The organism is Methylomagnum ishizawai (genome assembly GCF_900155475.1).
Taxonomy (GTDB): domain Bacteria; phylum Pseudomonadota; class Gammaproteobacteria; order Methylococcales; family Methylococcaceae; genus Methylomagnum; species Methylomagnum ishizawai_A.
Window position 1 is genome coordinate 4,517,059 of sequence record NZ_FXAM01000001.1, and the last position, 22,684, is coordinate 4,539,742.

General features: G+C 60.1%; 22 protein-coding genes and 2 tRNA genes. 13 read left to right on the plus strand and 11 right to left on the minus strand.

What is annotated here, in order from left to right; translation table 11 throughout:
- Positions 1-13: 13 nt before the first annotated feature.
- The 6 genes from B9N93_RS20350 to B9N93_RS25770 all read right to left on the minus strand — a co-directional run bounded on the left by B9N93_RS20350 (position 14) and on the right by B9N93_RS25770 (position 9,288).
- Positions 14-3,457, minus strand: a complete 3,444-nt coding sequence (locus B9N93_RS20350; RefSeq protein WP_085216030.1) for a type I restriction endonuclease subunit R — start codon at positions 3,455-3,457, stop codon at positions 14-16.
- A gap of 165 nt (positions 3,458-3,622) precedes the next feature.
- Complete coding sequence (locus B9N93_RS20355; RefSeq protein ID WP_085216031.1) at positions 3,623-5,269, minus strand: ATP-binding protein; 1,647 nt, start codon at positions 5,267-5,269, stop codon at positions 3,623-3,625.
- The gene (locus tag B9N93_RS20360; protein WP_085216032.1) at positions 5,266-6,492 is read right to left on the minus strand and encodes a restriction endonuclease subunit S; all 1,227 of its coding nucleotides are present in this window, start codon (positions 6,490-6,492) and stop codon (positions 5,266-5,268) included. The genes B9N93_RS20355 and B9N93_RS20360 overlap by 4 nt, the downstream gene beginning before the upstream one ends.
- 40 nt (positions 6,493-6,532) lie before the next feature.
- Complete coding sequence (locus B9N93_RS20365) at positions 6,533-6,757, minus strand: hypothetical protein (protein WP_125469088.1); 225 nt, start codon at positions 6,755-6,757, stop codon at positions 6,533-6,535.
- A gap of 10 nt (positions 6,758-6,767) precedes the next feature.
- A complete protein-coding gene (locus B9N93_RS20370; protein WP_085216034.1) occupies positions 6,768-8,900 on the minus strand; it encodes a class I SAM-dependent DNA methyltransferase in 2,133 nt (710 codons plus the stop codon).
- 277 nt (positions 8,901-9,177) lie between these two features.
- Positions 9,178-9,288 (minus strand) — tRNA-Gln (locus tag B9N93_RS25770).
- Between the two features lie 545 nt (positions 9,289-9,833).
- Between B9N93_RS25770 and B9N93_RS20375 the strand changes: the two genes are divergently transcribed.
- The 13 genes from B9N93_RS20375 (at position 9,834) to B9N93_RS20430 (ending at position 20,584) form a co-directional block, all read left to right on the plus strand.
- Entirely contained in the window at positions 9,834-11,018 is a 1,185-nt protein-coding gene (locus B9N93_RS20375) for a tyrosine-type recombinase/integrase (RefSeq protein WP_085216035.1), read from the plus strand.
- Between the two features lie 406 nt (positions 11,019-11,424).
- Positions 11,425-11,628 carry a helix-turn-helix transcriptional regulator gene (locus tag B9N93_RS26885; RefSeq protein WP_085216036.1) on the plus strand — a complete coding sequence of 68 codons (204 nt, stop codon included), beginning with the start codon at positions 11,425-11,427 and terminating at the stop codon, positions 11,626-11,628.
- Positions 11,629-11,968: 340 nt separating this feature from the next.
- Positions 11,969-12,178 carry a hypothetical protein gene (locus B9N93_RS20385; protein ID WP_085216037.1) on the plus strand — a complete coding sequence of 70 codons (210 nt, stop codon included), beginning with the start codon at positions 11,969-11,971 and terminating at the stop codon, positions 12,176-12,178.
- Between the two features lie 98 nt (positions 12,179-12,276).
- Entirely contained in the window at positions 12,277-14,157 is a 1,881-nt protein-coding gene (locus tag B9N93_RS20390; protein ID WP_085216038.1) for a hypothetical protein, read from the plus strand.
- Positions 14,150-14,956 carry a hypothetical protein gene (locus B9N93_RS20395; RefSeq protein ID WP_085216039.1) on the plus strand — a complete coding sequence of 269 codons (807 nt, stop codon included), beginning with the start codon at positions 14,150-14,152 and terminating at the stop codon, positions 14,954-14,956. The genes B9N93_RS20390 and B9N93_RS20395 overlap by 8 nt, the downstream gene beginning before the upstream one ends.
- A 284-nt stretch (positions 14,957-15,240) precedes the next feature.
- Positions 15,241-15,570, plus strand: coding sequence for a hypothetical protein (locus B9N93_RS20400; protein ID WP_085216040.1), 330 nt, complete (start codon positions 15,241-15,243; stop codon positions 15,568-15,570).
- 206 nt (positions 15,571-15,776) lie between these two features.
- Positions 15,777-15,944, plus strand: coding sequence for a hypothetical protein (locus B9N93_RS25775; protein WP_176225351.1), 168 nt, complete (start codon positions 15,777-15,779; stop codon positions 15,942-15,944).
- 561 nt (positions 15,945-16,505) lie between these two features.
- Positions 16,506-17,402, plus strand: a complete 897-nt coding sequence (locus B9N93_RS20405; RefSeq protein WP_085216041.1) for a helix-turn-helix transcriptional regulator — start codon at positions 16,506-16,508, stop codon at positions 17,400-17,402.
- A gap of 59 nt (positions 17,403-17,461) precedes the next feature.
- Complete coding sequence (locus B9N93_RS26890; RefSeq protein WP_368655832.1) at positions 17,462-18,301, plus strand: lecithin retinol acyltransferase family protein; 840 nt, start codon at positions 17,462-17,464, stop codon at positions 18,299-18,301.
- Between the two features lie 181 nt (positions 18,302-18,482).
- Positions 18,483-19,202 (plus strand): hypothetical protein, encoded by a 720-nt coding sequence (locus B9N93_RS20415; RefSeq protein ID WP_085216043.1) that lies wholly within the window; start codon positions 18,483-18,485, stop codon positions 19,200-19,202.
- Positions 19,189-19,473, plus strand: a complete 285-nt coding sequence (locus B9N93_RS20420; protein WP_085216044.1) for a hypothetical protein — start codon at positions 19,189-19,191, stop codon at positions 19,471-19,473. Before B9N93_RS20415 ends, B9N93_RS20420 begins: the two co-directional genes overlap by 14 nt.
- Positions 19,474-19,973: 500 nt before the next feature.
- Positions 19,974-20,216, plus strand: a complete 243-nt coding sequence (locus tag B9N93_RS20425) for a YkvA family protein (protein WP_217807327.1) — start codon at positions 19,974-19,976, stop codon at positions 20,214-20,216.
- Positions 20,217-20,227: 11 nt separating this feature from the next.
- Complete coding sequence (locus B9N93_RS20430; RefSeq protein ID WP_085216046.1) at positions 20,228-20,584, plus strand: hypothetical protein; 357 nt, start codon at positions 20,228-20,230, stop codon at positions 20,582-20,584.
- A gap of 48 nt (positions 20,585-20,632) precedes the next feature.
- Here the strand turns inward: B9N93_RS20430 and B9N93_RS20435 are convergent, their stop codons facing one another.
- The 5 genes from B9N93_RS20435 to rplM all read right to left on the minus strand — a co-directional run bounded on the left by B9N93_RS20435 (position 20,633) and on the right by rplM (position 22,653).
- Complete coding sequence (locus tag B9N93_RS20435) at positions 20,633-21,106, minus strand: PIN domain-containing protein (protein WP_085216047.1); 474 nt, start codon at positions 21,104-21,106, stop codon at positions 20,633-20,635.
- The gene (locus B9N93_RS20440) at positions 21,103-21,363 is read right to left on the minus strand and encodes a UPF0175 family protein (protein ID WP_085216048.1); all 261 of its coding nucleotides are present in this window, start codon (positions 21,361-21,363) and stop codon (positions 21,103-21,105) included. The genes B9N93_RS20435 and B9N93_RS20440 overlap by 4 nt, the downstream gene beginning before the upstream one ends.
- Positions 21,364-21,721: 358 nt before the next feature.
- Positions 21,722-21,795 (minus strand) — tRNA-Gln (locus B9N93_RS20445).
- A gap of 18 nt (positions 21,796-21,813) precedes the next feature.
- Entirely contained in the window at positions 21,814-22,206 is a 393-nt protein-coding gene (gene rpsI, locus B9N93_RS20450) for a 30S ribosomal protein S9 (protein WP_085216049.1), read from the minus strand.
- A gap of 18 nt (positions 22,207-22,224) precedes the next feature.
- Positions 22,225-22,653 carry a 50S ribosomal protein L13 gene (gene rplM / locus B9N93_RS20455; protein ID WP_085216050.1) on the minus strand — a complete coding sequence of 143 codons (429 nt, stop codon included), beginning with the start codon at positions 22,651-22,653 and terminating at the stop codon, positions 22,225-22,227.
- Positions 22,654-22,684 lie beyond the last annotated feature (31 nt).

Genomic DNA, 22,684 nt, shown 5'->3' on the forward strand with positions numbered 1-22,684 from the left:
CGCGCGGGCGGTTTTATAGTGACAATGGCGACCGGGAGTTTCCGCCAGCGCTACGCTGCCAAAAATGCTGATAGACCTGCTGGGCGATTTCTTCCCGGTTCTTATCGGTGTAGAAGGGTTCCCGCAGCGCTTCGTAGAGGTTGTCGAGGATGAAGACCTCGACTTCGGCCTGGGTTTGCTCCTTTTCGGTCCACTGTTCCATAGGGGCGATTAGCCGCTCCACTTCGGCCAACAGCGCCTTGCTGGCCTCTTTCAGTTCATCCCGTTCTTTTTTGGTCAGGGATTCTTTGACCAATAGGTCAAACAGCGCCAATTCATCCTCGCTCAAGCCTTCCTCGACGGCCCGGCGCTGTTCGGCGTCCAGGCTGTTCACCAAATCGACCAGCTTGGCGAAAGTTTCCTCTATGCTGATCCGGTCCTTATCGCTGTTGTAGTCGGCGACGATGGCTTGATACGCCTTCTCGTAGTTCATCCGCTGCGGGTTGTCCATCAGCATCTTGGCGAGCTTCTTCTCGACGATTTTGCGGATGTCCTCTATGACCGTCGATTTGCGCTTCACCTTCTTGGCGAACTCGTCGCGCAACTTGACTAAGTCTATTTGGCTGAGGTCGTAATAGCGGGCTTCCGATTCCTCGACCCTGCCTTCTTGGGTCTGGATGGCTTCGTTGACGATCCTGTGCAATACCTTGAGCAATTCGCTCACGTCCGCCGTGTCGCGCCGCTCACCAAGCTTTTTGTAGATGGCTTCGAGGTTGTCGTGCCGCTCGGCGTAGGGGTAGGTGGAGGGCTCCATCAGCAAGGCTTTGAAGCGGTTGAACACCACGCGGGCCAGGATTTCAAAGCGGCGTTTGGATTCATCCGGGCCGCTGCTGGTGGCATCGCCCGGCTTCAGGGGGGTGGAGGTCGCCGCGCCGCTATAGATCGCCTCCACGGCGTCCGCTAGTCCCTGGATGCGGGTAAAGCCCTTGGCCCCGATCAAACGGGCCGGCTCGAAGCTCAGGCCGCGCAGGTGGTCCTCGGTGGCTTCGATGGCTTGAACCAGGGCGCGCACCCGATCTTCCAGCGGCGCGACGATTTCATCCCCGCCGTCGCCGCCATCCCCCAGCGCGTATTGGGCCAGCGCCGCGCGCAGGCTCTTGAGCATCCCGTTGTAGTCCACGATCAGCCCGAAATCCTTGCCGGGATAGCAACGGTTGGCACGGGCGATGGCCTGCATCAGGGTATGCGCCTTCATCGGCTTGTCGAGGTACAGGCTCGATAGGCATTCGACATCGAAGCCCGTCAGCCACATCGCGCAAACGATGGCGATGCGGAAGGGGTGTTCGGGATTCTTGAAGGCGGATTCCACATCGATGCGTTTGCCGTCGGGGGTCTCGAAACCCTGCTTCATGCGTGCCCGGTGGGGGATGATATCGAAGCCCCATTTTTTGAAGTCGGCGACCTCGTTCTGCGCCTCGCTGATGATGATTTCGATGAGGGTGGTTTCCATCCACGCCGCCTTGGCGAGCAGGCGGTCGCGCTGGGCATGCAAGCGCTGCCGGGCTTCCGGGTCCGTGGCCGCCGCTATCGTGGGCTTCATCAGGTCGGCCTCGGCCCGGATGCTTGCGGCTTTGGCCCGCCAGTGGGGTTCTATCAACATCAGCATCCGGGCGCAGGTGATCTTGTCGATACAGACGATCATCGACTTGCCGGATTCCCAGCGGGTTGTGCAATGCTCCACGAAGTCCTGGGCGATTTTTTCCAGGCGGTCGTCGGCGGTCAGCACCTCGTAATCCTGGCCCAGCAATTTCTCCAACAGGGCTTCCTGATCCGGGTCGAGGTCGGCTTCCTCGATGGCCGCCACGATGCGCTCGTTCAGGTCCAGCCGGGCCAGTCCCAGCTTTTCGCCCCGGTTTTCGTAGACCAGCTTGACGGTCGCGCCGTCCTCTTCGGAGCGCTTGAAGTCATAGCGGGAGATGTAGTCGCCGAAGATACGCTTGGTCAGTTGGTCGTGCTTGAACAGGGGCGTGCCCGTGAAACCGATGAAGGCGGCATCCGGCAACGCCAACCGCATATTGCGCGCCAGCTTGCCCGCCTGGGTGCGGTGCGCCTCGTCCGAAATCACGATGATGTCGTCGCGCCCGCTATAGGCTTGTCCGGGGTCCACGTCCTGGTTGAACTTGTGGATCAGGCTGAATAGGTAGCGGTGGTTTTGGCCGAGCAGGGTCTCCAGTTCCTGGCCCGAACCGGCACGCGGGGTCCGGTCATCGGCCACCCCGCAACCGACGAAGGTTTTGTAGATTTGGTTGTCCAGGTCGTTGCGGTCGGTCATCAGGACGAAGGTGAAGTTGCCTTTCACCGTGCGCCGCACCTTCTCGGCGAAGAACGCCATCGAATAGGACTTACCGCTGCCCTGGGTGTGCCAGACCACGCCCAAGCGGCCTAGGTCCGGGTGCGCCCGCTCTACCACGGTGAGGGTCTGCGGTTCCTGGGATACGGGGCGGTTGGAGGGTTCAGCGGGCTGGGGCGTGGGCAATTCCACGGCGCGATGCGTCAAACGCTCGCCCGGCGGGAAGTCGCGCTTCAATGCCTCTTGCTTCAGCACCGATTCGACCGCCCGGTTCACGCCCAACACCTGATGGTTGCGGGCCACGATCTTGCGCACGGCCCCCGGCTTGCTGGCGTCGAACAGGATGAAATTCTCCACGAGGTCGAGCAGGCGGTCCTTCGCCATCATGCCGTTCAGCAGGATTTCCGCCTTGACGCTGCCTTGATCCTTTTCGTCCAGCCGCTTCCATTCGTAGAAGTGTTCCCAGGTGCTGGTGATCGAGCCGTAGCGGGCGTTGTCGCCGTTGCTGACGATCAGGAAGGCGTTGTGGTGGAAGGCGTGGGCGATGACGTTTTCATCGAGGTAATCGCGCAGGTTGCCATCGAAGCCCGCCCGGATGTTTTTATAGACCGCCTTGAGTTCGATGAACACCAGGGGCAGGCCGTTGACGAAGCACACCAAGTCGGCGCGGCGGTTGTAGTGGGGTGCGCGGAGGCCGGTGATTTTGAGTTCGCGGACGGCGAGGAAGCGGTTGTTGCCGGGGTGGTTGCGGAAGTCGATCACCGCCGCCTGGGCGTTGCGGAGTTGGCCCTTGGCGTCCCGGTAGGCCACCGGCACGCCGTCGCGGAGGTAAGCATAGAAAGCTTGGTTGTGTTGGAGCAGCGAGCGGGAAAAATCGTGGTGGGTGAGCTTGGCCAGGGCTTCGTCGATGGCTTTGGGCGGCAAGCCCGGATTGAGCCGTTCCAGCGCGGCGCGAAGATCACGGGTCAGGACTGCCTCGCGTTCATTGCTGCGCCCCAACAGGCCGGAAGGACCGAAGGTCTCCTGGTTCCAGGCGTAGGCGCTATCCCAGCCCAGTACGTTCTCCAAATGGTCGGCGAAGGTTTGTTGGACCAGCCGGTCTTCGCTGTTGATGTTGGTGATCGCCATGCCTGCCCTTAGCTCTTTGGCTTGTTTGTAACGGACATCCTGCCTTTCCCATAAAAGACAGTCGCTTTAGTGTCCGATAGAAAACCCCTGGAAAATCAGAACGGTAAAGCGTTTATAAAAGACACTCCCGACTCTTGGCCTACGAACTTCCCGCTACCCTGTCTTTTATTTTTCATGGTCTGAAAGTCGGTAGCGCCGCCAACGCACCGCCCCTACAAAGATGATCCTTCCTTCATCGGCCAGTTTGTCGAGTGAGCGCTTGAGCGTTCTCGCGGCGATTTCGGTACCGATCCGCCGGTTGATATCCGTGCTGGATGAGTCGGGGTAGCGAGCCAAATCTTCCAGGATCAGAGCCCGTAATCGATGGGGCGGGATGCGGGTTAGGGTTGTCGTATTGTCGAGCCGGGCACCACGCAGCCATTCGGGTTCCACGAAATAACGCAACGCGCTGGTTTTGCCGTTAGTGCCGACGACGTTTAGTGTCGTCAGTCGCCCCAGCCATGGCCGCAGGTCTTCCGTGCCGCGCAACTCCAACTGTTGCACTAATTCCCTGGCGGTTAAGCCCTCGCTCTGCGCCAGCACGCCGAGGGTGATTCGTTCGCGCTGGGATAGTTGGAAGCGTCGGTCGGCTTCTTCCACCAATTTGATGACTTGGGGTCTCAAGATGCGGCGCTGAATCGTGACCCGGACCGAGTCCTCGCCTTCCAGCAAGCCCGGCACCGGGCGGCCCGAAGATAGGAGCCGGTCATAGAGCAGGTCGAAACCGCTGCCTTCCTTTTCCATCAATTGCAGATCGTGGAACACACGGGCCAAGCCGTCGTTACGGCGCTGGCTGGCGTGCAGGATATTCCGTGGCGTCACGCCCAGCGGCAAGCGCCCCGGATTGATGATTTCCAGCCGATCCGGGTGCAGCAGTAGGAATATGTCGCCGCGCTGCGTGTAGGGGCGGTGGACCAGTGCGTTCACCAGCAACTCGCGGATGACCTTTTCATCGAAGGCGGGCACGCTACGCCGGAAAAGCCCTTCGGGGAATTCGTAGCTCTCGCGGAAGTCGGGGACTTCGCGCCAGATGGCATCGACCAGTTCGGTGGGGGATAGCGCATAATCATCCCAAAGTAGTTTGTGGACCTTTTGCCCCAGTTCGTCGTACTTGATGAACTGCACCGCTGGCGCGGTTCCCAAGCGGCTTCGGTCGGAAGCGTTGCCGAGCAATAAAACGCCTAGGTGGGTCAATTCCGTTCCTGTCGCCAAGCCGTAGTGGGTGAGCAGTTCATCCGCCGTCTTTTCCTTGACCGAATCCTTGACCCGGTTCGATGCGCGAATGCCCGCCATGAAAGCCTCGCATTTCGCGGGGTCGATGGCTGAGCGCGGCAAATTCAGCGAGGTCATGGATTCCCACGGCAACCCAGGCCGTTCGTTGGCGAGTCGTAGAACATCATCGCCAACTACGGGCTTACAGGTATCGCCAATGCGTAAGAAGTAGCGGCCATCACAGGTTGATGCTACGCCGATGGAGCGGGAAATCGCAAGATCGATATATTGGCCGCCGTTCTCTGCCGTGACGGTTTGTGGAAGGGCTTGTACGTTTACGGTGAGTTCGGCGATGCGCTTACGCAGGCGGTCAAGCAGTTCTGGCGCGACTTTTTGGTCGGGGGGCGGGTGGATTTCGTTGTCCTCGATACCAATCTGTAAGTGTCCTCCTTGGCCGTTGGCGAAGCATACGCAGTCTTTGGCTATTTCATCCCAGCCAGGGTTTTTGCCGGTGAGGGTGCGCAGCGATTTTCGGTCCAGGTGCTGGTTTTCCAAGCTCATACGGCGATTTCGCCGCTCATCAGGCGGGGGAGTAGGAGGTCGCGGGCGGCGCGGAGTTTTTGGCTTTGGGTGGTCAAATTCTCAACTTGCTCGAAAATTGGACCAACTACATCATCGAAAAAGCGAATTATTGAAGTTGGCGGAATGAGTATATGTATTCGTTTGAAAGTATCGACCACGATAGCATCGAAGACCGCGCCTACGGCTTGTTGGCGCAATGATTCAACTGCAGCGTGCAGTGCCATGTAAACAAAAATCTGGGAAATATGATCTTTGCCAATAAGTGCATAGCAGGATTGGCTCATCGCCATTGGCCGCTGGGCCATATTTAGTTTTCCAACGGTGCCTCTTGCAGAAATAAATACCGTTTTTTTTGGATAAAGCTTACTGTTGCAGTTTTTTAAGCCTAGTTCAGTAATGCTGCGTTCACAGTGAGCCACCCATATTCCATTGGCCGCATCCTTTGGCGTGTAGAATGGAATATCTCCATCCCAATAATCAGAAATGGAGGTCTTGGGTGTGCCACCGCTGCAAATCTGAAATGAATCATAAGCGGTTTTCAATTCCCAGCCTTCCGGCACACCATCAACAACCCGGACATGCTCATAGCCAGGAAACCGCAGGCGGATAAACCATTCTTGGTATAGCAGTCGCGCCGATTCCTCTAGTAAGGCTATGCGGCGTTGGTTGTTTTCGATTAACTCATCATGGCTTGAAAGGATTGAAGCAATCTCATGCTGAGATTTAATACTGGGATAACGAATAGGAAGTGCTGACACGATAGATGCGCTGAGATTCAACATCGTGGTTCCAACCGCGTGTTGCTCCAGCCATCGGACTGTTTCCAACTGCTCCATAAAATAATATAGAAAAGTCGGAAGTAAGATATTTCCATTAAGTTCTATCTTTAAGCATCCGGTTCCGCAAAGCCAACCCTCTTGCTCATTTCTAATGAAAGCGCGTTTGGTGATTTCCCCCCTCCTTGGCAAGACTATTGAGCTTGGTTTTAATTTATGGCGATCAAGTCTAGTTGCGGTTTCTTCGGAGACTCGAGCAATCGTGGTGATTGATATATGACCATCAATTATATCTTTAGGCATAACAACGGGGATACCTTCTGGTTGGTATTCTGCTTGATGAAGTTGTGAGCCAAATGGTCCCGTTTGAATAATCCCGCCGTCGCGTTTTGCGATTTCCCCAAGGGTTGAGAAATTCCAGCTCATATAAGCTCCTCAAAATTCCCCTGAATCCTCGCCGCCGCCCTCATAACAACGGATTCTCCACACGCAAACAGGAATCCCTGTCAGGCATGACTAACTCCTGGACATCCAAGACCTGATAACGCTTGGCCGCAATGGGTTCGGCTATTTTTTCCTCCTCGGAAAACAACACCACCACCCGCGCTTTGCGCCCGAAACATTGGCGGAACGAATCCGGTAATTTTCCATCACTGGGAATCACAAATTCCTGTTCTATTACCTGGGTCATACTCATGCTCCTAAAACATTTCCTCAAAATTCCCCTGAATCCGCGCCGCCAATTCCACCGCCTCCTGATTCAAGTCGGCCAACTCCACATGAATATCCCGCAACGCCTGCTCGAAATCGAAATCCTCGTCCACTTCGGGTGGGGCCACGCCCACATAGCGGCCTGGGGTCAGGCTCCAATCGGCGGCTTCGATCTCGGTGCGGTCCACCACCTTGCACAGCCCCGGCACCGCCCGCATTGCCGCCTCGGGGAAACGATCCTGTAGCCACACCACCTGCCGATGGAAATAAGCGGCGGCTTTGAGCTGTTCGACGGCGGCCTTGCGCTCCTCGTCCAACTGCTTCAGGCGCTTGCTGGCCTGCTTGCGGTCGTGGAGCTTCGCCACCGCTTCGACAGCCGACAACGCCTGCGCCAACTGCCCGCCCCGCGCCGCCAGTTTGTACAAAAGGTCTACCTGCTTCACCAAGCCCTTGGTTTTCTCCGCCGAGGGCTCGAATAACTCGCGGGCCGCGTGCTGGTCGAGGTTGATGGTCGGCGGCGTAGCCGCGTAATAAGCGCCGAAGGTCGCCAAAGCCTTGACCAGCGCTTCCCGGTCGCCCCGGTAGGCGGCGGTGGCCGCGGCCCATTCCGCCAACGCTTCGGTCAGCGGGGCCGTCTGTTCCGGCTTGGGTTCATCCAAACCCTTGAGGCTGTCGGCCAAGGCCGCAAGCTGCCCGTACAACTCCGCCAGCGTCTTCTCGAATACCTCCAACTCGCCGGGAATCGCTGCCGCCTCCTCGCAGATGTGGACGAAATAGCTTTTCACCAGCCCCAAGAAACGCGCTTGCTGGCCGCGATAAAGCCAGACGATGGCCGTCAGGTTGGCGAGCTGCTCCAGGCTGAAGTCGTAAATCTTGCGCGTGACCTTGCGGTAGACATTGCGGGCGTCGAGCATCAAAACCCGGTCGCGGCTTTCCTCGGGCTTGCCCTTGTCGAAGAACCAAAGCTCGCAGGGCACGGTGCGGGTATAGAAGAAGTTGGAGCGGATGGCGACCATCACATCCACATCGCCGGTTTCCACCAGCTTGCGGCGCACTTCCGCCTCGCCATGCCCGGCGCTGCTGGCCTGCGAGGACATGACGAAGCCCGCCCGGCCTTTCTCGCCCAGGTAGCTGTGGAAGTAGGAAATCCATAGGTAATTGCCGTTGCCGACCTTCTTCTGCTTGTTCACGCCCGGCAAACCGAACGGCAGGCGGCGGTCGTCCTTGATGCGCTCGGCGTCCACCATGTCCACGTTGAACGGCGGATTGGCCATCACGAAATCGCAATTTCCCCACAACGGGCGACCCTCCGGCAAACGATGCACATCGTCGTAGAAGGAATTGGCCTCGCGGATATCGCCTTCCAAGCCGTGGACGGCAAGGTTCATTTTCGCCAAGCGGATGGTGGTGGCGGTCTTCTCCTGGCCGTAGAAGGTCACGCGCTTTGAGGTTTCCTGGCCCTCGTGTTCGATGAAGTGGCTGGACTGCACGAACATCCCGCCGGAACCACAGGCCGGGTCGAACACCACGCCGTGGTCCGGCTCAATCACGCCCACAATGGTTTGCACCAGCGAGGGTGGCGTGAAGAACTCGCCGTTGTCCTGGGCACCCTGCATGGCGAACTTCATCAGGAAGTATTCGTAGATGCGCCCGAACACATCCCCGCTGGCGGTGCGCAGGGTGGCGTTGTCGAAACAGCGCAGCAGGTCTTCCAACAGGCGGCTCTCGAAGCGGTCGTAGTCCTTGGGCAACTGACCAGCCAAGGGCGTGAAATCGGCTTCGATGGCGTTCATCGCATCCACCAATGCACCGCCTAGGTTGGTGCCGGTGGGAAGCTTGAGCAAGGTTTCATAGTGCGCCGACTCCGGCAGCATTAGCGCCCGGCGTTTGATGAAGTCGCTTTTGACCAAGGCGCGCTTGGGCATCTTGCCCGCCGCCTGGTCGGCCTCAATGGCTTTCAGTGCTGCCTCATAACGATTGCTGGCATGGCGCAGGAAAATCACCCCAAGAACGGGCATGCAATATTCGCTTGAGGTCAGCTTGGAATTGGCGCGGAGCTGGTCGGCGGCTTCCCAAAGGCTGGATTCGATCTGGGTGATATTGTGGAGGGGGTCGGCAGTCATGATCTGTTGCTGGGATGCCTTCGTGAGTGGAGTCGTAGGACACAAAACCCGCTCATTTTATACGAGCGAACGCGGCCCACCCGCAGGTGAAGGCACCCGGAGCTAGATATTCTTTATTTGAAGTGGACCGAAGCGCCCATGGGCGCGGTCGATAGGCGGGAAGCGGGGCGTGGGACCGGAAGCAACCGGAACAATCGGGACGTACCTCCGCCCAGAATACGCCCGGAAGAAAAAACAAAGGGCTTAGCCTTGCGGCTAAGCCCTTGTTTATATTGGCTGGGGGACTAGGATTCGAACCTAGGTTGACGGAGTCAGAGCCCGTCCCGTCACACTGGCTTTACATGGCTTCAACATTACCAAGCTTGACCTAACTGTCCTGCCCGGTTCCCCACTTCTGCATTAAACCGTACCTATCCTTGCTTTGTCGAGATGTGGCTCCGCCCAGCCGACGCCCAGCAGCCAGCCGGGCCTACCGGAGGACTTCCGGAAGCTTCCGTTCCGGAAAGGCCACCGCCTTCGCCGATCCCGAGAGGGCCTATCCCTTCCTTGTCCAGTTTGTCCACGTTCGCGTGATAGGCGTTCTGTCCACCAAGCCGATGGCTTCGGTGCGCGCCCTATATATATGAGTACGACGCGCGGGGCGCGGGCAGAGTCAACTGCCACGCGGTCTGTCGCATCCGTACCCCCCGCCGAATCTTCCGAAGTCTTCCATTTAATAAAGCTCCGCCTTCGCCTCTCGGAAGCGACCTGACTTCCCCGGCTTCCTGCCGTGTCCCAACCGAAATAAGTCCCACCTTCTGGCCCTGTCTGGCCCAAGCAGGATCGGGCGGGTCTACGCCTTTCAAACATTCTGGAACCATTTCACCGACATCTTACAGCCCTGCAAGACACACATCGTTCGCAACGATTCCTTCATACCAAGAGGTACACACCATGAGCGACGGCTCGAAAAAATTCCGCTTCACCAAGCGCGACCTGGAAAATTTGCCCGCCCACCCCAAGGACTCCCCCTCGCGCGAGACCGAATACTCCGACACCGAGTGCGTGGGGCTGAAGATGCTGGTCAACCGCCAGGGCAGGAAATTCTTCTACTATCGCTACAGCCATAAGAAGCGCAGGCATGGCATCAAGATCGGCGAGTTCCCGTCCATGTCGTTGGTGGAGGCCCGTCAGCGGGCCAACGAACTCAGGGCCATGGTGGATCGCGGCATCGACCCCCAGGCCGCGAAGCGGAAGGAGAACTCCGTACCGTTCTTCAAGTCGTTCGCCCTGGACCAGTACATGCCCTACGCCGAGAACACCAAGCGTTCGCACCAGGACGACCGCTCGCGCTTGGAGCAGCACTTGATCCCGCAGTTCGGACGGCTGGCCTTAGACGCCATCACCACGCAGATGGTCCAGCACTTCCTGGCCGACGCATTGAAGAAAGGGCTGGCCCCGGCCACCGTGAACCGCTTGCGCTCGTTGTTGCACCGCCTGTTCGGCCTTGCGGTTCAATGGGAAATCATCGCAAAGAACCCCGTCCACGGCATCCCAAAGTTCCAAGAAAACAATCAGCGCCAACGGTTCCTGAACGCCGACGAGATCAGGGCGCTATACCGGGCGCTCGATGATGACCCGAACCCGCAGGCCGCCGACTTCATCAGATTGCTCCTGTTGACGGGGGCCAGGGTGGGCGAACTGTTGAACGCCGAGCATGCCCACATCGACTTGGAGGCTGGTATCTGGCGCATCCCGCGCAGCAAATCCGGGAAGGCGCGGATCGTGCCTCTGAACGATGTGGCCAAGGCATTGCTCGGGCGGCAGGCGAAGCGCGCGGGCAACGCCTTCGTGTTCCCCGGTGCCGAGAAGTACGGCAATGCCCGCATGGCCCATCCCCAGCACGCCTTCGACCGCGTGAAGAAGCGCGCGGGGCTGACCGATTTTCGCATGCATGATCTGCGCCATACCCACGCTAGCTTGGCGGTAGGCCGCGGCTCAAGTCTTTATGATGTCCAGAAGCTACTTGGCCACAGCAGCCCGAACATGACACAGCGTTATGCTCACCTCGCCGATGGGCGACTGATGCAAGCGAGCAACGGGGTGGCCGACGCCGTGGAGGAGGCCATTAGGAAGTGAACTCATTGTTTACGCATAGATTCAATGAGGGGTAAGGGGGGGGCAAGGATGAGTAACTGGGGGGTGGGTATTGGTATATAGGCGCGGGCATGGCCGGTCTTTCCTGGGGTTCTACCGCGCACGCGGTGGAGTATATGGAATTACCGGCTATGCCCGCGCCATAGTCATTAGTCATTTAAAATCAAATACTTATAACGTCTAATTGGAGACTTGATTGATAGCGACCCTGCATTGGACTAATAGTGGTCTTGTATTAGATAGTCGATCACCGACTTTCTATATCTGTTGTGTTCTCATCAAACAATGACTACACTTCACTCACCGGTAGCCGCCAATAAAATTAAGTATTATTGGTACCAATCGTGCCGGTATTCAAAGGCACTTAATACCTTTATGGAGAAAGTAAATGCCGCCTGAAGATGATGATCTGGTCGTCTTAGGAGCTTGCGAACTCGCGAGCATTCTGGGGATCGCCACCGATACCCTCTATAAACGGAGATCCATATACCCGGAGACCTTGCCCCCCGCCATTAAAAACGGACGCAGGCTCCGCTGGTTCAAGCGGGACGTCATGGCTTGGATGCGCTTACAAACCGAAGAGCGACCTTGAGCCCTGAGCGTCCGCGAATAGAGCCGAAGAGAGGGACGAATTAGAACGTCCCTCCCGGCCCGGTCCCGGCGAGTGTCATGCCATCCCATGAACCGCCCCGCGACCGACCCGAGCCCCGTGAGGCTTTGAATTTGATGGCCGCGTTGATCGACTGCCAGATGCAACCCTCGCCTTCGAACATGAAGCGGCCCCGCACCAATGGCAGATGGTGCCCCGGTTCGCTAACCCCAGGACGACGCGCCCGATGGTGTCGGGTCCGTCGCCCTGGCTGACCCCGACCCACCCTCAAACGAAGTGTGGGTTCGGAACCAACATCAACGAATGAGAGATAGAGATCGTTATGTCCAAGAAGGTTCTTTACAAGCTGCCCGACGGCACCCTCATCAACGCTGCCAAGGCTGAGAAATGTTGGATCACTAAAGAGGGAAAGATCGCCCTCAGCGGTGAGAACGGCGAACACATACACTCGTTCGAGGAGAAAGATCCCGAGCTTCGCAAGGCGAAGCATGAGGAAATTGTCAACTTCCTGATCAATCTGCCGCAGGAATAAGACCGCGAGGCGGGCCATCTCCGAACGATAGCCCGCCATGGCACCAAAGCCCGTCCGGTCTAGCCGGACGGGCTTTTTTGTCCTTCGAGGTATTGAGGATGGATAAAGAAACCTTGCTAGAGATCAATGGGCACGACTGGAAGATCCTCCGCTGCGAACTGTCCCGCAGCGCCGAGGCCAACCCGCTGTTCGCCGCCGACGACCGCGATCCCGACGACATCCTGGAAGAGCAGATGCGGTTGATGGAGGCGGAATTCGAGGCTCTCGCCGAAGACCCCGACAAGCCCTTGGCCGGGACCGACCCGCCGGTTCATGTCGCTCTCGACACCGAGTATCAGCACAACGCCGAGGGCGACCGCTTGGACGTGTTGTCCTACCAATTTTTCTTGGTCAGCCTGTGGGGCATCATGGCCGGGATCGTCTACCCGAAAAGGTCCGGCAAGCACGGCAGGCTCAAGTTCGAGAGCTTCGTCGGCATCATCATCGGCGAGGCCCGGCGTCGGAAGGTCGTCAGGATGTGGCCCAAGATGGTCATGGTCTACGCGCACTTCCTACGCGCCGACCTGCCCAATTTCGGCGACTTCGAGTCTTTCAGCGACCAACTGGACTGCATCCAGGGCACCCTGGCCAGCGTGGGTGGCGACTTGGTGGTTCATTCCGATTACGATGCCGACGTTGGTCCCCGCCCGAACGGGCGGATGGTGCTGCGCGACCGCCAACGCCGTCTCCGACTGACCCAGGTGCGCTTCATCGACACCTTGCTGCTGACGCCCGGTCGCGCGGGTCTGGCCGTGACGGGCGAGATGATCGGGTTGCCCAAGCTCGAACTTCCCGAAAGCTACGACAAGTCAGAGATGAGGAAATTCTTGCGGGAGCAGCCGGAAGCCTTCGAGGCTTACGCCCTCCGGGATGCGGAGATCGCCGTCATGTACGGGCTCAAGATGCAGCGGTTCGTGCGGGATGAACTGGGCATGCGCCGCCTTCCGCCCACGCTCGGCGCGCTGGCCGCCCGGCTGTGCCGCCAGTTGCTGGATGTCGATGACGGTGGGTTCGAGCGGGCGTTCGGGATCGAGCGCGGTCATCGCAAGACCTATTGGAATGAGCGGCAGGGGCGGAAGATCGTCATGAATGCCACCGGCCCCACCGCGTTCCGCGAGCGTCATGAGAATTTCGTCACCAAGTGTTACCACGGCGGTCGCAACGAAAGTTTTGCGTTGGGGCCGACCGCCATTTCGGATTGGCACGACTTCGACCTCAAAAGCGCCTACACCGCGAGCATGGTCGATATCCTGACGCCCGACTACGCGGCGGCCTACGACAGCAAAGACCCCTTGGCGTTTGTCGGCCATGTCTGCGGCTTCGCCTGGGTGGACTTCGAGTTCCCCGAGGGTGTGCGGTTCCCTTGCCTGCCGGTCCGGGTCGAGGATCGTGGCCTGTATTTTCCGAGGCGTGGGCGGACCTACTGCACGGCCCCGGAATTGGCCCTCGCGCTGGACCTGGGCTGTGCCATCGATATCCAGATCGGCCTGATCGTGCCCTGGGCCCCGGATGGCGCGCGGGTCTTCGAGCCCTTCGTCCGGCGCGTCCGGGAACGGCGCTTGCATTTCAAGGCGCTTGGTCAGCTCTTGGAGGAGAAACTATGGAAGGAAATCGGCAACTCCGCCTATGGCAAGACCGCCCAGGGCTTGAGGGAAAAGTCGGTGTTCGATGCGCGCACCCGGAAGGGTAAGATGCTGCCGCCATCGCCTTTGACCAACCCGTACTTCGCGGCGCACATCACCGGGTTGGTGAGGGCCGTGGTGTCAGAAATCATGGCCCGCATCCCGCCTCATCGCACCGTGGTCAGCGTCACCACCGATGGCTTCCTCACCGATGCGGACTTGGATGAGTTGGACCTGACCGGCCCCATGGCGGTGCGCTTCCAAGCGCTGCTGGACAGGGTGGACGGGGCGGCGGCGGGGGGTGCCGACCATGCTTGAACGCAAGCACCGGGTGCGGCAGGTGGTGGCCGTGAAAACCCGTGGCCAGATCACCGCTATGGTCTACGAAGCTGAGCCGCCGGTCCTGGCCAAGGCCGGGGTGAAGCCGCCGATGGCCGATAAGAAGGCCCACAACGGCTACATGTTGAAGCTCTATCTCGACCGGGGGCCAGGCCAGCGCATCGAGTTCAGCCACTTGATCTCGCCCAGGCAGCAACTGCTGACCGGGTCGGACTTGGTCGAGGTGCGCAAGTCGATGTTCCTGAACCTGGAATTCGACTTCAAGCGCCGCCCCGTCAATCCGCGCATGGTGGCGGTCGATGGCGTCCAGCACCTCGCCTGCGACACCGTGCCCTGGCCCACCGCGTTGGAAGGCGAGGAAGCCAGGGCCATATTCGACGGCTGGCGGCGTGCCGGGCATTGCCTCAAAACCCTGGAGGACTTCGTGGCTTGGGAAGAATACTACGCCGCCCGCGTGATGACCCGGAACCGGTCGATCAACGTCACCCAGGAGGGGGCCGTGGGCCTGTTGAGGCGGTCCTTCCTCGCCGCCTACGCGCAAGGCGCTTGGGGCACATCGCGGACGATGAACTACCGGGAGGTGGCGGCCTGGCTGACGGCGAAGGGCTACCCCACCACCGAGAGCGGGGCGAAGAACGGCAAGCGGGCCAAGTTGGTCGAGGGCGTGGTTCCGGCCACCCCGGCGGCGTTGGCGCTCATGGCCATCTTGCTGGAAGCCCAGCCGAGCCTCGAAGTCGATCGGTTCTTCGGGAAAGGAACCAACGACGCGGCGGGTTGAGGTTCGGCCCCTGACATTGCAAGGCGGTGTGCCAAGCGGGCGCACCGCCTTTTTTGTGCGGCCCCATCGGCGCAAGGACATCCTGCGTGCGCTGGCAGGTCCGCGAGTATTCCTTGTTGGATCAGCGGGTTGGGCTGCGGTGCAACTTTGTCTATGGGGCTATGTTAATAGCCCCCGCTAGACCGCTCTTCCGAGGATTTTTTGACCGGCTTCTTCCTATCTTGGGATTGGTCGGTGCCCGGCCCGAACACGCCGATGTCCACCCCGATCAGGAGAAAAATCCGATGCTTACACGTAAGACGCCCCCGCTGACTCGCCCCTCACATCGCCCCGTCAGCTTCGACTGGGTGGAGCGGGCCGCCCGCCTGCCCGGAAAGTCGCTGCACGTCGCCCTGTCGATCCTGTGGGCCGCCGCGATCGACAGCGCCCCCGTGGTCAGGGTCAGCCGCTCGGCCCTGGACCGGTTCTCGGTGTCCAGGGACGCCTGCTACGACGCGCTCAGGCATATGGAGGATGCCGGGCTGGTGCGGGTCAAGCGTTTGTCCGGGCGGAGGACGGTCGTCACCCTGCTGGATCGCGACGGCTCGCCTATGCGTATGGTTCCACAAACCTGAGGCTGCGGGCCTCAGGTTGGGCTTCCCGGCGAACAACCCCATGGGAAGGCCGGGGCGCTGGGTGCGGACACCGAAAGATCGGGACGGGATCGAGCGCTTCTGATTCCCGCCTACCGATGGGGTCCGCGCCGCTCAATACGTTCCGTCGAGGTCGCCATCATGCCGCCAGCTTCTCCACGCCCGAAAACTGTCCGATCAAGTGCTTCGTGTCCGCCCTTGTGGTCCGGGGCTTCGCCGCCCGTTGGTACAAGGTGGGTGCCCCGCCGCCCGCTTGGTTCCTGCGCTGGGCATTGCCCTGGCTACCGTTGTGGTTCCCCGATTTGACGGGGGAGTTCGCGGTCTTGGAGTTGAGGTTGGTGGCGATGGGCGGCTGAATGTTGCCCGGCGCGGGGCTTGTTGATGGCGAAGCGCCGCGATGAATGGATAGACCAGTCCTACCGGCGTACCGGCGATGATCGGTGCCGGTCGGGAGTTCCGGCCTCCTTGTGCATAGATAACCCCCATGCCTTTTAGGCATGGGGGTTATCTACAAGTGGGCTTCGCCATGCGCTCCTGGGCGACCTTCACCGCTTGCGAGATCGATGATTTTTTCAGGCTACCGCCTCAAAACGACATGACCTGTCCGGCCTCTCCCTTATCGTGGGTCACAAGCAGCCAACCCCATCCAGAGTTCTATGAAGGAAGGCCAAGGCTGTGACGTAGTTCACAGGCAGCTTGTGACTTATTTCACAAGAGCTTGCTTGAAAGTGAATCTATACTTTCCTAGTAGCGAGTCGAATGGCTCGTCTATCGGTAATGTCACAGGCGTTCGAGCCCGGCCACAAGACCAACAACAAGCTGTACCGAAGAAGAATGATCATGCAGCTACGGCCCACTTTCCGCTGGGACGATGTTAGCCCGGCCCCAATGCCCCGATTACGGTTAGGAGGACGGTCGTGAGCCGCGCCCCCTCCCACGATACCCTGGTGTACCGGCTCTCGCAGATTCTGATCAAGCTGAACCAGGGTGAGCGGCTGGATGCCCATCAGCTGGCCGATGAGTTCGGCGTCAACCCGCGCACCATCCAGCGCGACCTCAACGAGCGTCTCGCCTACCTGCCCCTGGAAAAGGTCGATGGCCGCTACCGGCTCGACCCCGCCTTCCTGGGCAAGCTGGGGCTGCGCGACATCGAGCGCTTCGCCTCCCTGGCTGGTGTGAGGGGATTGTTCCCATCGCTATCGGATGACTTCCTGCGCGATATCTTCGACCGCCGTATCGAGGGTGCGCTGCTGGTCAAGGGACACCACTACGAGAACCTGAACGGCAAGGAAGCGCAGTTCCGCCAGTTGGAGCGGGCCATCATCGGTCATCGGCGCGTCGGCTTCGACTACGCCAAGGATGGCGGGACCAAGACCTACGACGAGGTGGAGCCTTACAAGCTCGTCAACCATAAGGGCATCTGGTACTTGGCCGCCATGGACGGCGGCAAGCTCAAGACCTTCGCCTTCTCGCGCCTGGACAGCCTGCGCTTGCTGGACGGCACGTTCGTACCCGACCCGGCGGTGGAGCGCAGCTTGGTCGAGGACGACGGCATCTGGATGGGCGATGAGAAGAAGGAGATCGTGATCAAGGTCGCCAAGGAGGTGGCGGGCTACTTCAAGCGGCGGAAGTTGATCGCCAACCAGGTGGTGGAGAAGGAGCTTGAGGACGGGGGTTTGATCGTGTCCGCGAAGGTCGGACATGTGAATCAGGTTGTCCCCATCGTTCGGTACTGGATACCGCACTTACGAATCATTAGTCCTGAAGGGCTGCAAGGGCAAATGGAGAACGAGATGGCTACGTATATATCCTGAACGCAGCCGAAGAAAACCTATACCACTAACCACAAAGGGGAATCTTTATGCCAAACCTTATGCCTCTTGGCTCGCACTTAGTCACACCCCGCACTGGCTATTCTCACCATGGCATCTACGTCGGCGGTGGAAGGGTAGTTCACTATTCTGGACTGGCCGATGGGGTGACTGCTGGCCCTGTCGAAGAAGTATCGCTTGCCGAGTTCACCTGCGGGAAGGGGTATGACTTTAAAAGGCATGCGGGAGCCATGTATATCGGCGAGGCCGTTGTCGAGCGTGCTCGGTCGCGGATCGGTGAAGAGTGCTACGCCGTCTTCTCGAACAACTGCGAACATTTTTGCGAGTGGTGCATCAATGGCGACCATCAAAGTGATCAGATTGACAACGGGACTGTCGCTACTGGCCTAAGCGGTGCTGCTCTGGCAGGCAATATAGCTAAAGGTGTGGTGGCGGCTAGCGGCTCAGCGGTTGGCCTCTCTGGTGCCGGAATAATGAGTGGCTTGGCTACCGCAGGTGGGGTAGTTGGGGGTGGGGCTGTGGCGGGAATTGGTGTGCTTGGCGCTGGTCCCGGTCTAGCGATGGCTTCCTTGGTCAATAACACCGTCCTTAAAGATAACCCGGCCTTAGACCAAGATGAACGCGACTCGCGAGCCGTTGGGAGAAAAGCGACCTATGCTGGCGCAGCAGCTGGAACTGTGGGCAGTATTGCGGCGGTTAGTGCTATGGGGACTACCGCAGGGCTGAGCGGAGCAGGAATAGCCTCGGGCCTAGCTGCGATCGGGGGTACCGTTGGTGGCGGCATGGCGGCGGGTGTGGTTGTAGCAACAGCTGCGCCTGTGGCTGCCGCTGCTGCGGTCGGTTACGGACTATACAAGGCGGTCAAATGGTTCAAGAAGTGAGTATCCTTGATGTGAAGACAGGCATTAAATTGATACAATTCAACCGGAGTTGATACTAATCTCAAGCAGATATCCTTAGGTTGATCCCCTCCGAGCTTTGTCAAGCGCCCGACGCCTCCCGCGTCGGGCGTTTTCGTTTGAGAGGGGCGCATCTTCCACTTCAACCCCGAGGAGTCACCCCATGAAATCCAACAACGCCCGCCGCGCCCCGAAAGCGGCATCGATCCCGATCCCGGCCTCTTCCTCACCCCCGTCCCCCGCCGCCGCCGCCGCCACCTCCAACGACACCGGCAACGGCGTGACCCCGCTCCGGGTCCAGGCCGTGCCCAAGCTCAGTGGGCGATCCTCCGGCCTCGTCACCTACCAGATCGGCCTGGACGCGGACGACAGGCTGTGCCTGAGCATCGTCGCGAACGACGGCGGCGGCTATTTCAGCACCGAGCAGGTGCCGTTCTCCCGTATCCGCGAGCGCCTGTCCGGGCCGCTGGCGACCGGCGCTGATTTCCCCACCAGCGCGCTGCGCCCGGCCTTCGTGGGCCGCTCGGTCAACAACGGCTGCTTCCTGGCCGCGATCCTGCGCAACGAGGGCTTACTACAGGCGGGCGAGAAGCCCCACCTCCACCGCCGCGCGGGCGACTGGGACGCCTGGGAGGCGATGCAGAAATCCGCCGGGCCGTCGATGCCCGCGCAGGGTGGCGATGGCCGGGTCGATATCCCGGCAGAGGCCGACACCCCGGCTCCACCGCCGGAAGAAGGCGATGATGCCGCCGACCCGGTTCCCGTCTCCGAACCCGGTCCTGCCGGGGATGGCGATGGGTCGGACGCCGCCAGCGTCGAGGCCGCCGCCCGCAAGTCCCGCAAGGCGTCGATGCCGAAGGAGGATCGCCATGAAGACGAGTGAGCCCTTGTTCCCGCTGGGTCAGGTGGTGGCGACCCCCAACGCGCTGGCCGTGCTGGCCGGGCACGGCGTCGATCCCGCCTCCCTGCTTGATCGCCACGTCAAGGGCGATTGGGGCGTGCTGCCGCCGGAGGACGCCAAGGCCAACAACGCGGCCCTCCGCCATGGCGAGCGCCTGCTGTCCAGCTACCCGCTGGCCGATGGCGTCAAGGTGTGGATCATCACCGAGTGGGACCGTTCGGTCACCACGATCCTGATGCCCGACGACTACTGAGCGCCGGGGATCGGGCAAGGGCTCATCGCGGCGGTCGCGGGCCGCGAAGTGTGCGGACGGTTCCGGAAATGGACCGGAGGAAGGTGGCGGGGCGGGCGGGCTAGGCCCGGCCCGCCGCCTTCCTCCCCTGGCTATGCTGGGCATCGGCCCTTTGTTTTTTCCGGCGGTGGCGGGAAGGCTGACGGACTGGGGTAACGGCTGGCTTCCTGGCCGTGCGTGGAGGGCGGGATGGCGTCATCGTCGATCTCGCCGCCGGTGCCGATGGCGGCGGCGCTGGGTGGGCACACCTCCCTCCGCTCCACCCGCCCGAACTGGCCCTGACGGGTTTGATCCCGGTGTCGGCCAGATATCATCCCGATGATCCCGTCAGGCGCTTGCCAGACGGGAGATGAGCCCGTTCCGACCCAGCGTCGGAACGGGCTTTTTCGTGCGCGAATATCGAGGACAACACCATGCAAGACTACCAAGCCTTCCGAGCCCACTTTAGCGAGCAAGGGCTCATGGACAAGCTTCGCGACCTGCCCGTCGGTGGCGAGATCGCCGCGCGGGCGCTGCGGCTGCTCAAGCTGCTGCGCGATGACCGGGTGCCCGTGTGGGTCAAGGCCATCGTCACCGGGGCGCTGGGCTACCTGATCCTTCCGTGGGACGTGAGCCCGGACTTCCTGCCCTGGATCGGCTACCTGGACGATGCCGCCGCCTTGGCGGCGGCGCTGGCGTTGGCGGAAGAGAGCCTGGATGGTTGAGGGGGGCGGCCATGTATATATTCAAATCGTTGCGGGACTTGGAGGGTGCCCGCCTGTCCTTGGAAATCTCGGCGCTGATCCGCCGCTTGGTGAGCGACCTGATACTCGCTTGCCACCCCTATGACCCGGAAGCCGACGGCTACGTGGCCTTGATCGAGGATGGCGGCGACTTGGCCGATCTCTCGGCGCTGGGGCTGCCCTACGCCCTGGACAGCGTGCCGTTCGAGGCCGTCCAGGTCGAGGCTGGATGTTATGTCGGGGTGTTCCTTGCCAATAATCAATTTGGCCTGACCGTGGTGGTGCCGGATGCGCCTTGGCTACCGCCGGAGTATCGCTCCGCCTTGGAGGCGCAGCGCGATTTCAGTTGAGGCTTCGCGGGCTGATAGGCGGAGTTGGGTTGGATGCCCGACTCCGCGTCATTCGCCCGCTCGATCCAAGCAGGAACGGTAGACCGCGCTGGAATACCAGCGTCCCTTGGCGATCATATCGTCCAGCAAGGGCTTGATCCTGTCGATGTAGCCCTTCTCTTTGGCTTTCAGCAGGATCGAAAGCGTCCTGATGGCCGACAACCCTGCCGTGGTGGCGACCTTGTAGCCTAGGTTTTCATCGATCAGCACGAAGTCGGCGGAGATTTCCTTGGCCAGGATGATAGTCTCGGTCTCTCCCGAGTCGAGTTGGCTCAGCAGGAAATCTTTATATAGGCATCCTTGGATGGTCTGGACTTGAATGAAGGGCGCGTCGATCTGCTGGTGGCCGTAGCTGGGTTTGGCCTTGATCTCCTTGTACACAGCCTCGGCGATGACGATGTTGCCGAAGAGCTTTTCGAGCAGGTTCAGGTGGCCTATGGCCGCCAGCGAAATGATCGGCGTGGTGTTGGAGACGACCCTCATGGGAGCTTGGCCGCGTCCGCGAAAACCTCGGCCATCTCATCCTCGTTGTAGTCGAAGATGGGTTCGTTCTCCAACTTCATGCGTTCGATGAAGTCCAGCTTGGTGTACCCGGCCAGTTCCGCCGCCTTACCCAGCGAGAGCTTGCCCTTGCGGTACCACATCAGGGCCGAGAGGAAGCGCAAGTCTTGGGTGAATTCCTGGGCGCTCTCCCTGAGCGCCAACAGGATGTCGTCGTTGATGGTGAATGAGACGTTCATGGATGGCTCTCGGCTTGATGGCGGTTATTGAGGCGTTGTCTGGCTAGCCCTCGATCGGCTAACTCCTGTTGACAGGCAGTTTCGCATCATTCCCTGCCTGATGTTCCGGGCATGGTGAGCGAGGGCGGGGCTGTGGGGCATTCTATACGAGCTGACCCGGCCCACCCGCAGGTGAAGGCACCCGGAGCCGGATATTCTTTATGTGGAGCGGACCGAAGCGCCCATGGGCGCGGTCGATAGGCGGGAAGCGGGGCGAGGGACCGGAAGCAACCGGAACAATCGGGACGTACCTCCGCCCAGAATACGCCCGGAAGAAAAAACAAAGGGCCTAGCCTTGCGGCTAAGCCCTTGTTTTTGTTGGCTGGGGGACTAGGATTCGAACCTAGGTTGACGGAGTCAGAGTCCGTAGTCCTGCCGCTAGACGATCCCCCAATAACCCTTGGAAGCGGATTAACGCTTGGAGTACTGCGGACGGCGACGGGCTTTGTGCAGGCCGACCTTCTTACGCTCGACCTCGCGGGCGTCGCGGGTCACGTAGCCAGCCTTGCGCAACGGGGAACGCAGGTTTTCATCGTAAACGATCAATGCGCGGGTCAGGCCATGGCGGATGGCACCGGCTTGGCCGGTGGGACCGCCGCCCGCGACGGTCACGATTACATCAAGCTTGTCGGTCATAGAGACCAATTCCAGCGGTTGGCGAACCACCATCTGGTCGGTCTTCCTGCCGAAGTATTCGTCCAACTGCTTGTTGTTGACGACGATGCGTCCGGTGCCGGTTTTGGTGTAAACACGCGCCACCGCGCTCTTGCGGCGACCCGTTCCGTAATACTGCGATTGTGCCATGGCTAGCTCGACTCGTTTTTAGATGTCCAGCACTTTCGGCTGCTGGGCCTGATGATTGTGGGTGGAACCCTTGTAAATCTTAAGCTTGCGGTACATGGCCCGGCCCAGCGGATTCTTGGGGAGCATGCCCTGAACGGCGGTTTCGATGATACGCTCGGGGTGCGTCTGGCGCAGCTTGCCGAGGGTCACCGATTTCATATTGCCGATGTAACCGGTGTGCTTGTAATAAACCTTGTTCAGTTCCTTGGTGCCCGTGACATGGACCTTCTCGGCATTGATTACGATGATGTAATCACCCGTGTCCACATGGGGCGTGTATTCGGCTTTGTGTTTACCGCGCAGACGACGCGCGATTTCGGTGGAAAGGCGTCCGAGCGTCTTTCCTTCGGCGTCGATGACGTACCAGTCGCGTTTGACTTCGGCTGGTTTTGCGCTAAAGGTCTTCATTGCTGCGCGCTCCAAACTATGGCGTTGCACG

Excerpts from the sequence above, each read along its gene's own strand:
- B9N93_RS20350 (WP_085216030.1), bottom strand. The coding sequence starts at position 3,457 with ATGGCGATCACCAACATCAACAGCGAAGACCGGCTGGTCCAACAAACC.
- B9N93_RS20355 (WP_085216031.1), bottom strand. The coding sequence starts at position 5,269 with ATGAGCTTGGAAAACCAGCACCTGGACCGAAAATCGCTGCGCACCCTC.
- B9N93_RS20360 (WP_085216032.1), bottom strand. The coding sequence starts at position 6,492 with ATGAGCTGGAATTTCTCAACCCTTGGGGAAATCGCAAAACGCGACGGC.
- B9N93_RS20365 (WP_125469088.1), bottom strand. The coding sequence starts at position 6,757 with ATGACCCAGGTAATAGAACAGGAATTTGTGATTCCCAGTGATGGAAAA.
- B9N93_RS20370 (WP_085216034.1), bottom strand. The coding sequence starts at position 8,900 with ATGACTGCCGACCCCCTCCACAATATCACCCAGATCGAATCCAGCCTT.
- B9N93_RS20375 (WP_085216035.1), top strand. The coding sequence starts at position 9,834 with ATGAGCGACGGCTCGAAAAAATTCCGCTTCACCAAGCGCGACCTGGAA.
- B9N93_RS26885 (WP_085216036.1), top strand. The coding sequence starts at position 11,425 with ATGCCGCCTGAAGATGATGATCTGGTCGTCTTAGGAGCTTGCGAACTC.
- B9N93_RS20385 (WP_085216037.1), top strand. The coding sequence starts at position 11,969 with ATGTCCAAGAAGGTTCTTTACAAGCTGCCCGACGGCACCCTCATCAAC.
- B9N93_RS20390 (WP_085216038.1), top strand. The coding sequence starts at position 12,277 with ATGGATAAAGAAACCTTGCTAGAGATCAATGGGCACGACTGGAAGATC.
- B9N93_RS20395 (WP_085216039.1), top strand. The coding sequence starts at position 14,150 with ATGCTTGAACGCAAGCACCGGGTGCGGCAGGTGGTGGCCGTGAAAACC.
- B9N93_RS20400 (WP_085216040.1), top strand. The coding sequence starts at position 15,241 with ATGCTTACACGTAAGACGCCCCCGCTGACTCGCCCCTCACATCGCCCC.
- B9N93_RS26890 (WP_368655832.1), top strand. The coding sequence starts at position 17,462 with ATGCCTCTTGGCTCGCACTTAGTCACACCCCGCACTGGCTATTCTCAC.
- B9N93_RS20415 (WP_085216043.1), top strand. The coding sequence starts at position 18,483 with ATGAAATCCAACAACGCCCGCCGCGCCCCGAAAGCGGCATCGATCCCG.
- B9N93_RS20420 (WP_085216044.1), top strand. The coding sequence starts at position 19,189 with ATGAAGACGAGTGAGCCCTTGTTCCCGCTGGGTCAGGTGGTGGCGACC.
- B9N93_RS20425 (WP_217807327.1), top strand. The coding sequence starts at position 19,974 with ATGGACAAGCTTCGCGACCTGCCCGTCGGTGGCGAGATCGCCGCGCGG.
- B9N93_RS20430 (WP_085216046.1), top strand. The coding sequence starts at position 20,228 with ATGTATATATTCAAATCGTTGCGGGACTTGGAGGGTGCCCGCCTGTCC.
- B9N93_RS20435 (WP_085216047.1), bottom strand. The coding sequence starts at position 21,106 with ATGAGGGTCGTCTCCAACACCACGCCGATCATTTCGCTGGCGGCCATA.
- B9N93_RS20440 (WP_085216048.1), bottom strand. The coding sequence starts at position 21,363 with ATGAACGTCTCATTCACCATCAACGACGACATCCTGTTGGCGCTCAGG.
- rpsI (WP_085216049.1), bottom strand. The coding sequence starts at position 22,206 with ATGGCACAATCGCAGTATTACGGAACGGGTCGCCGCAAGAGCGCGGTG.
- rplM (WP_085216050.1), bottom strand. The coding sequence starts at position 22,653 with ATGAAGACCTTTAGCGCAAAACCAGCCGAAGTCAAACGCGACTGGTAC.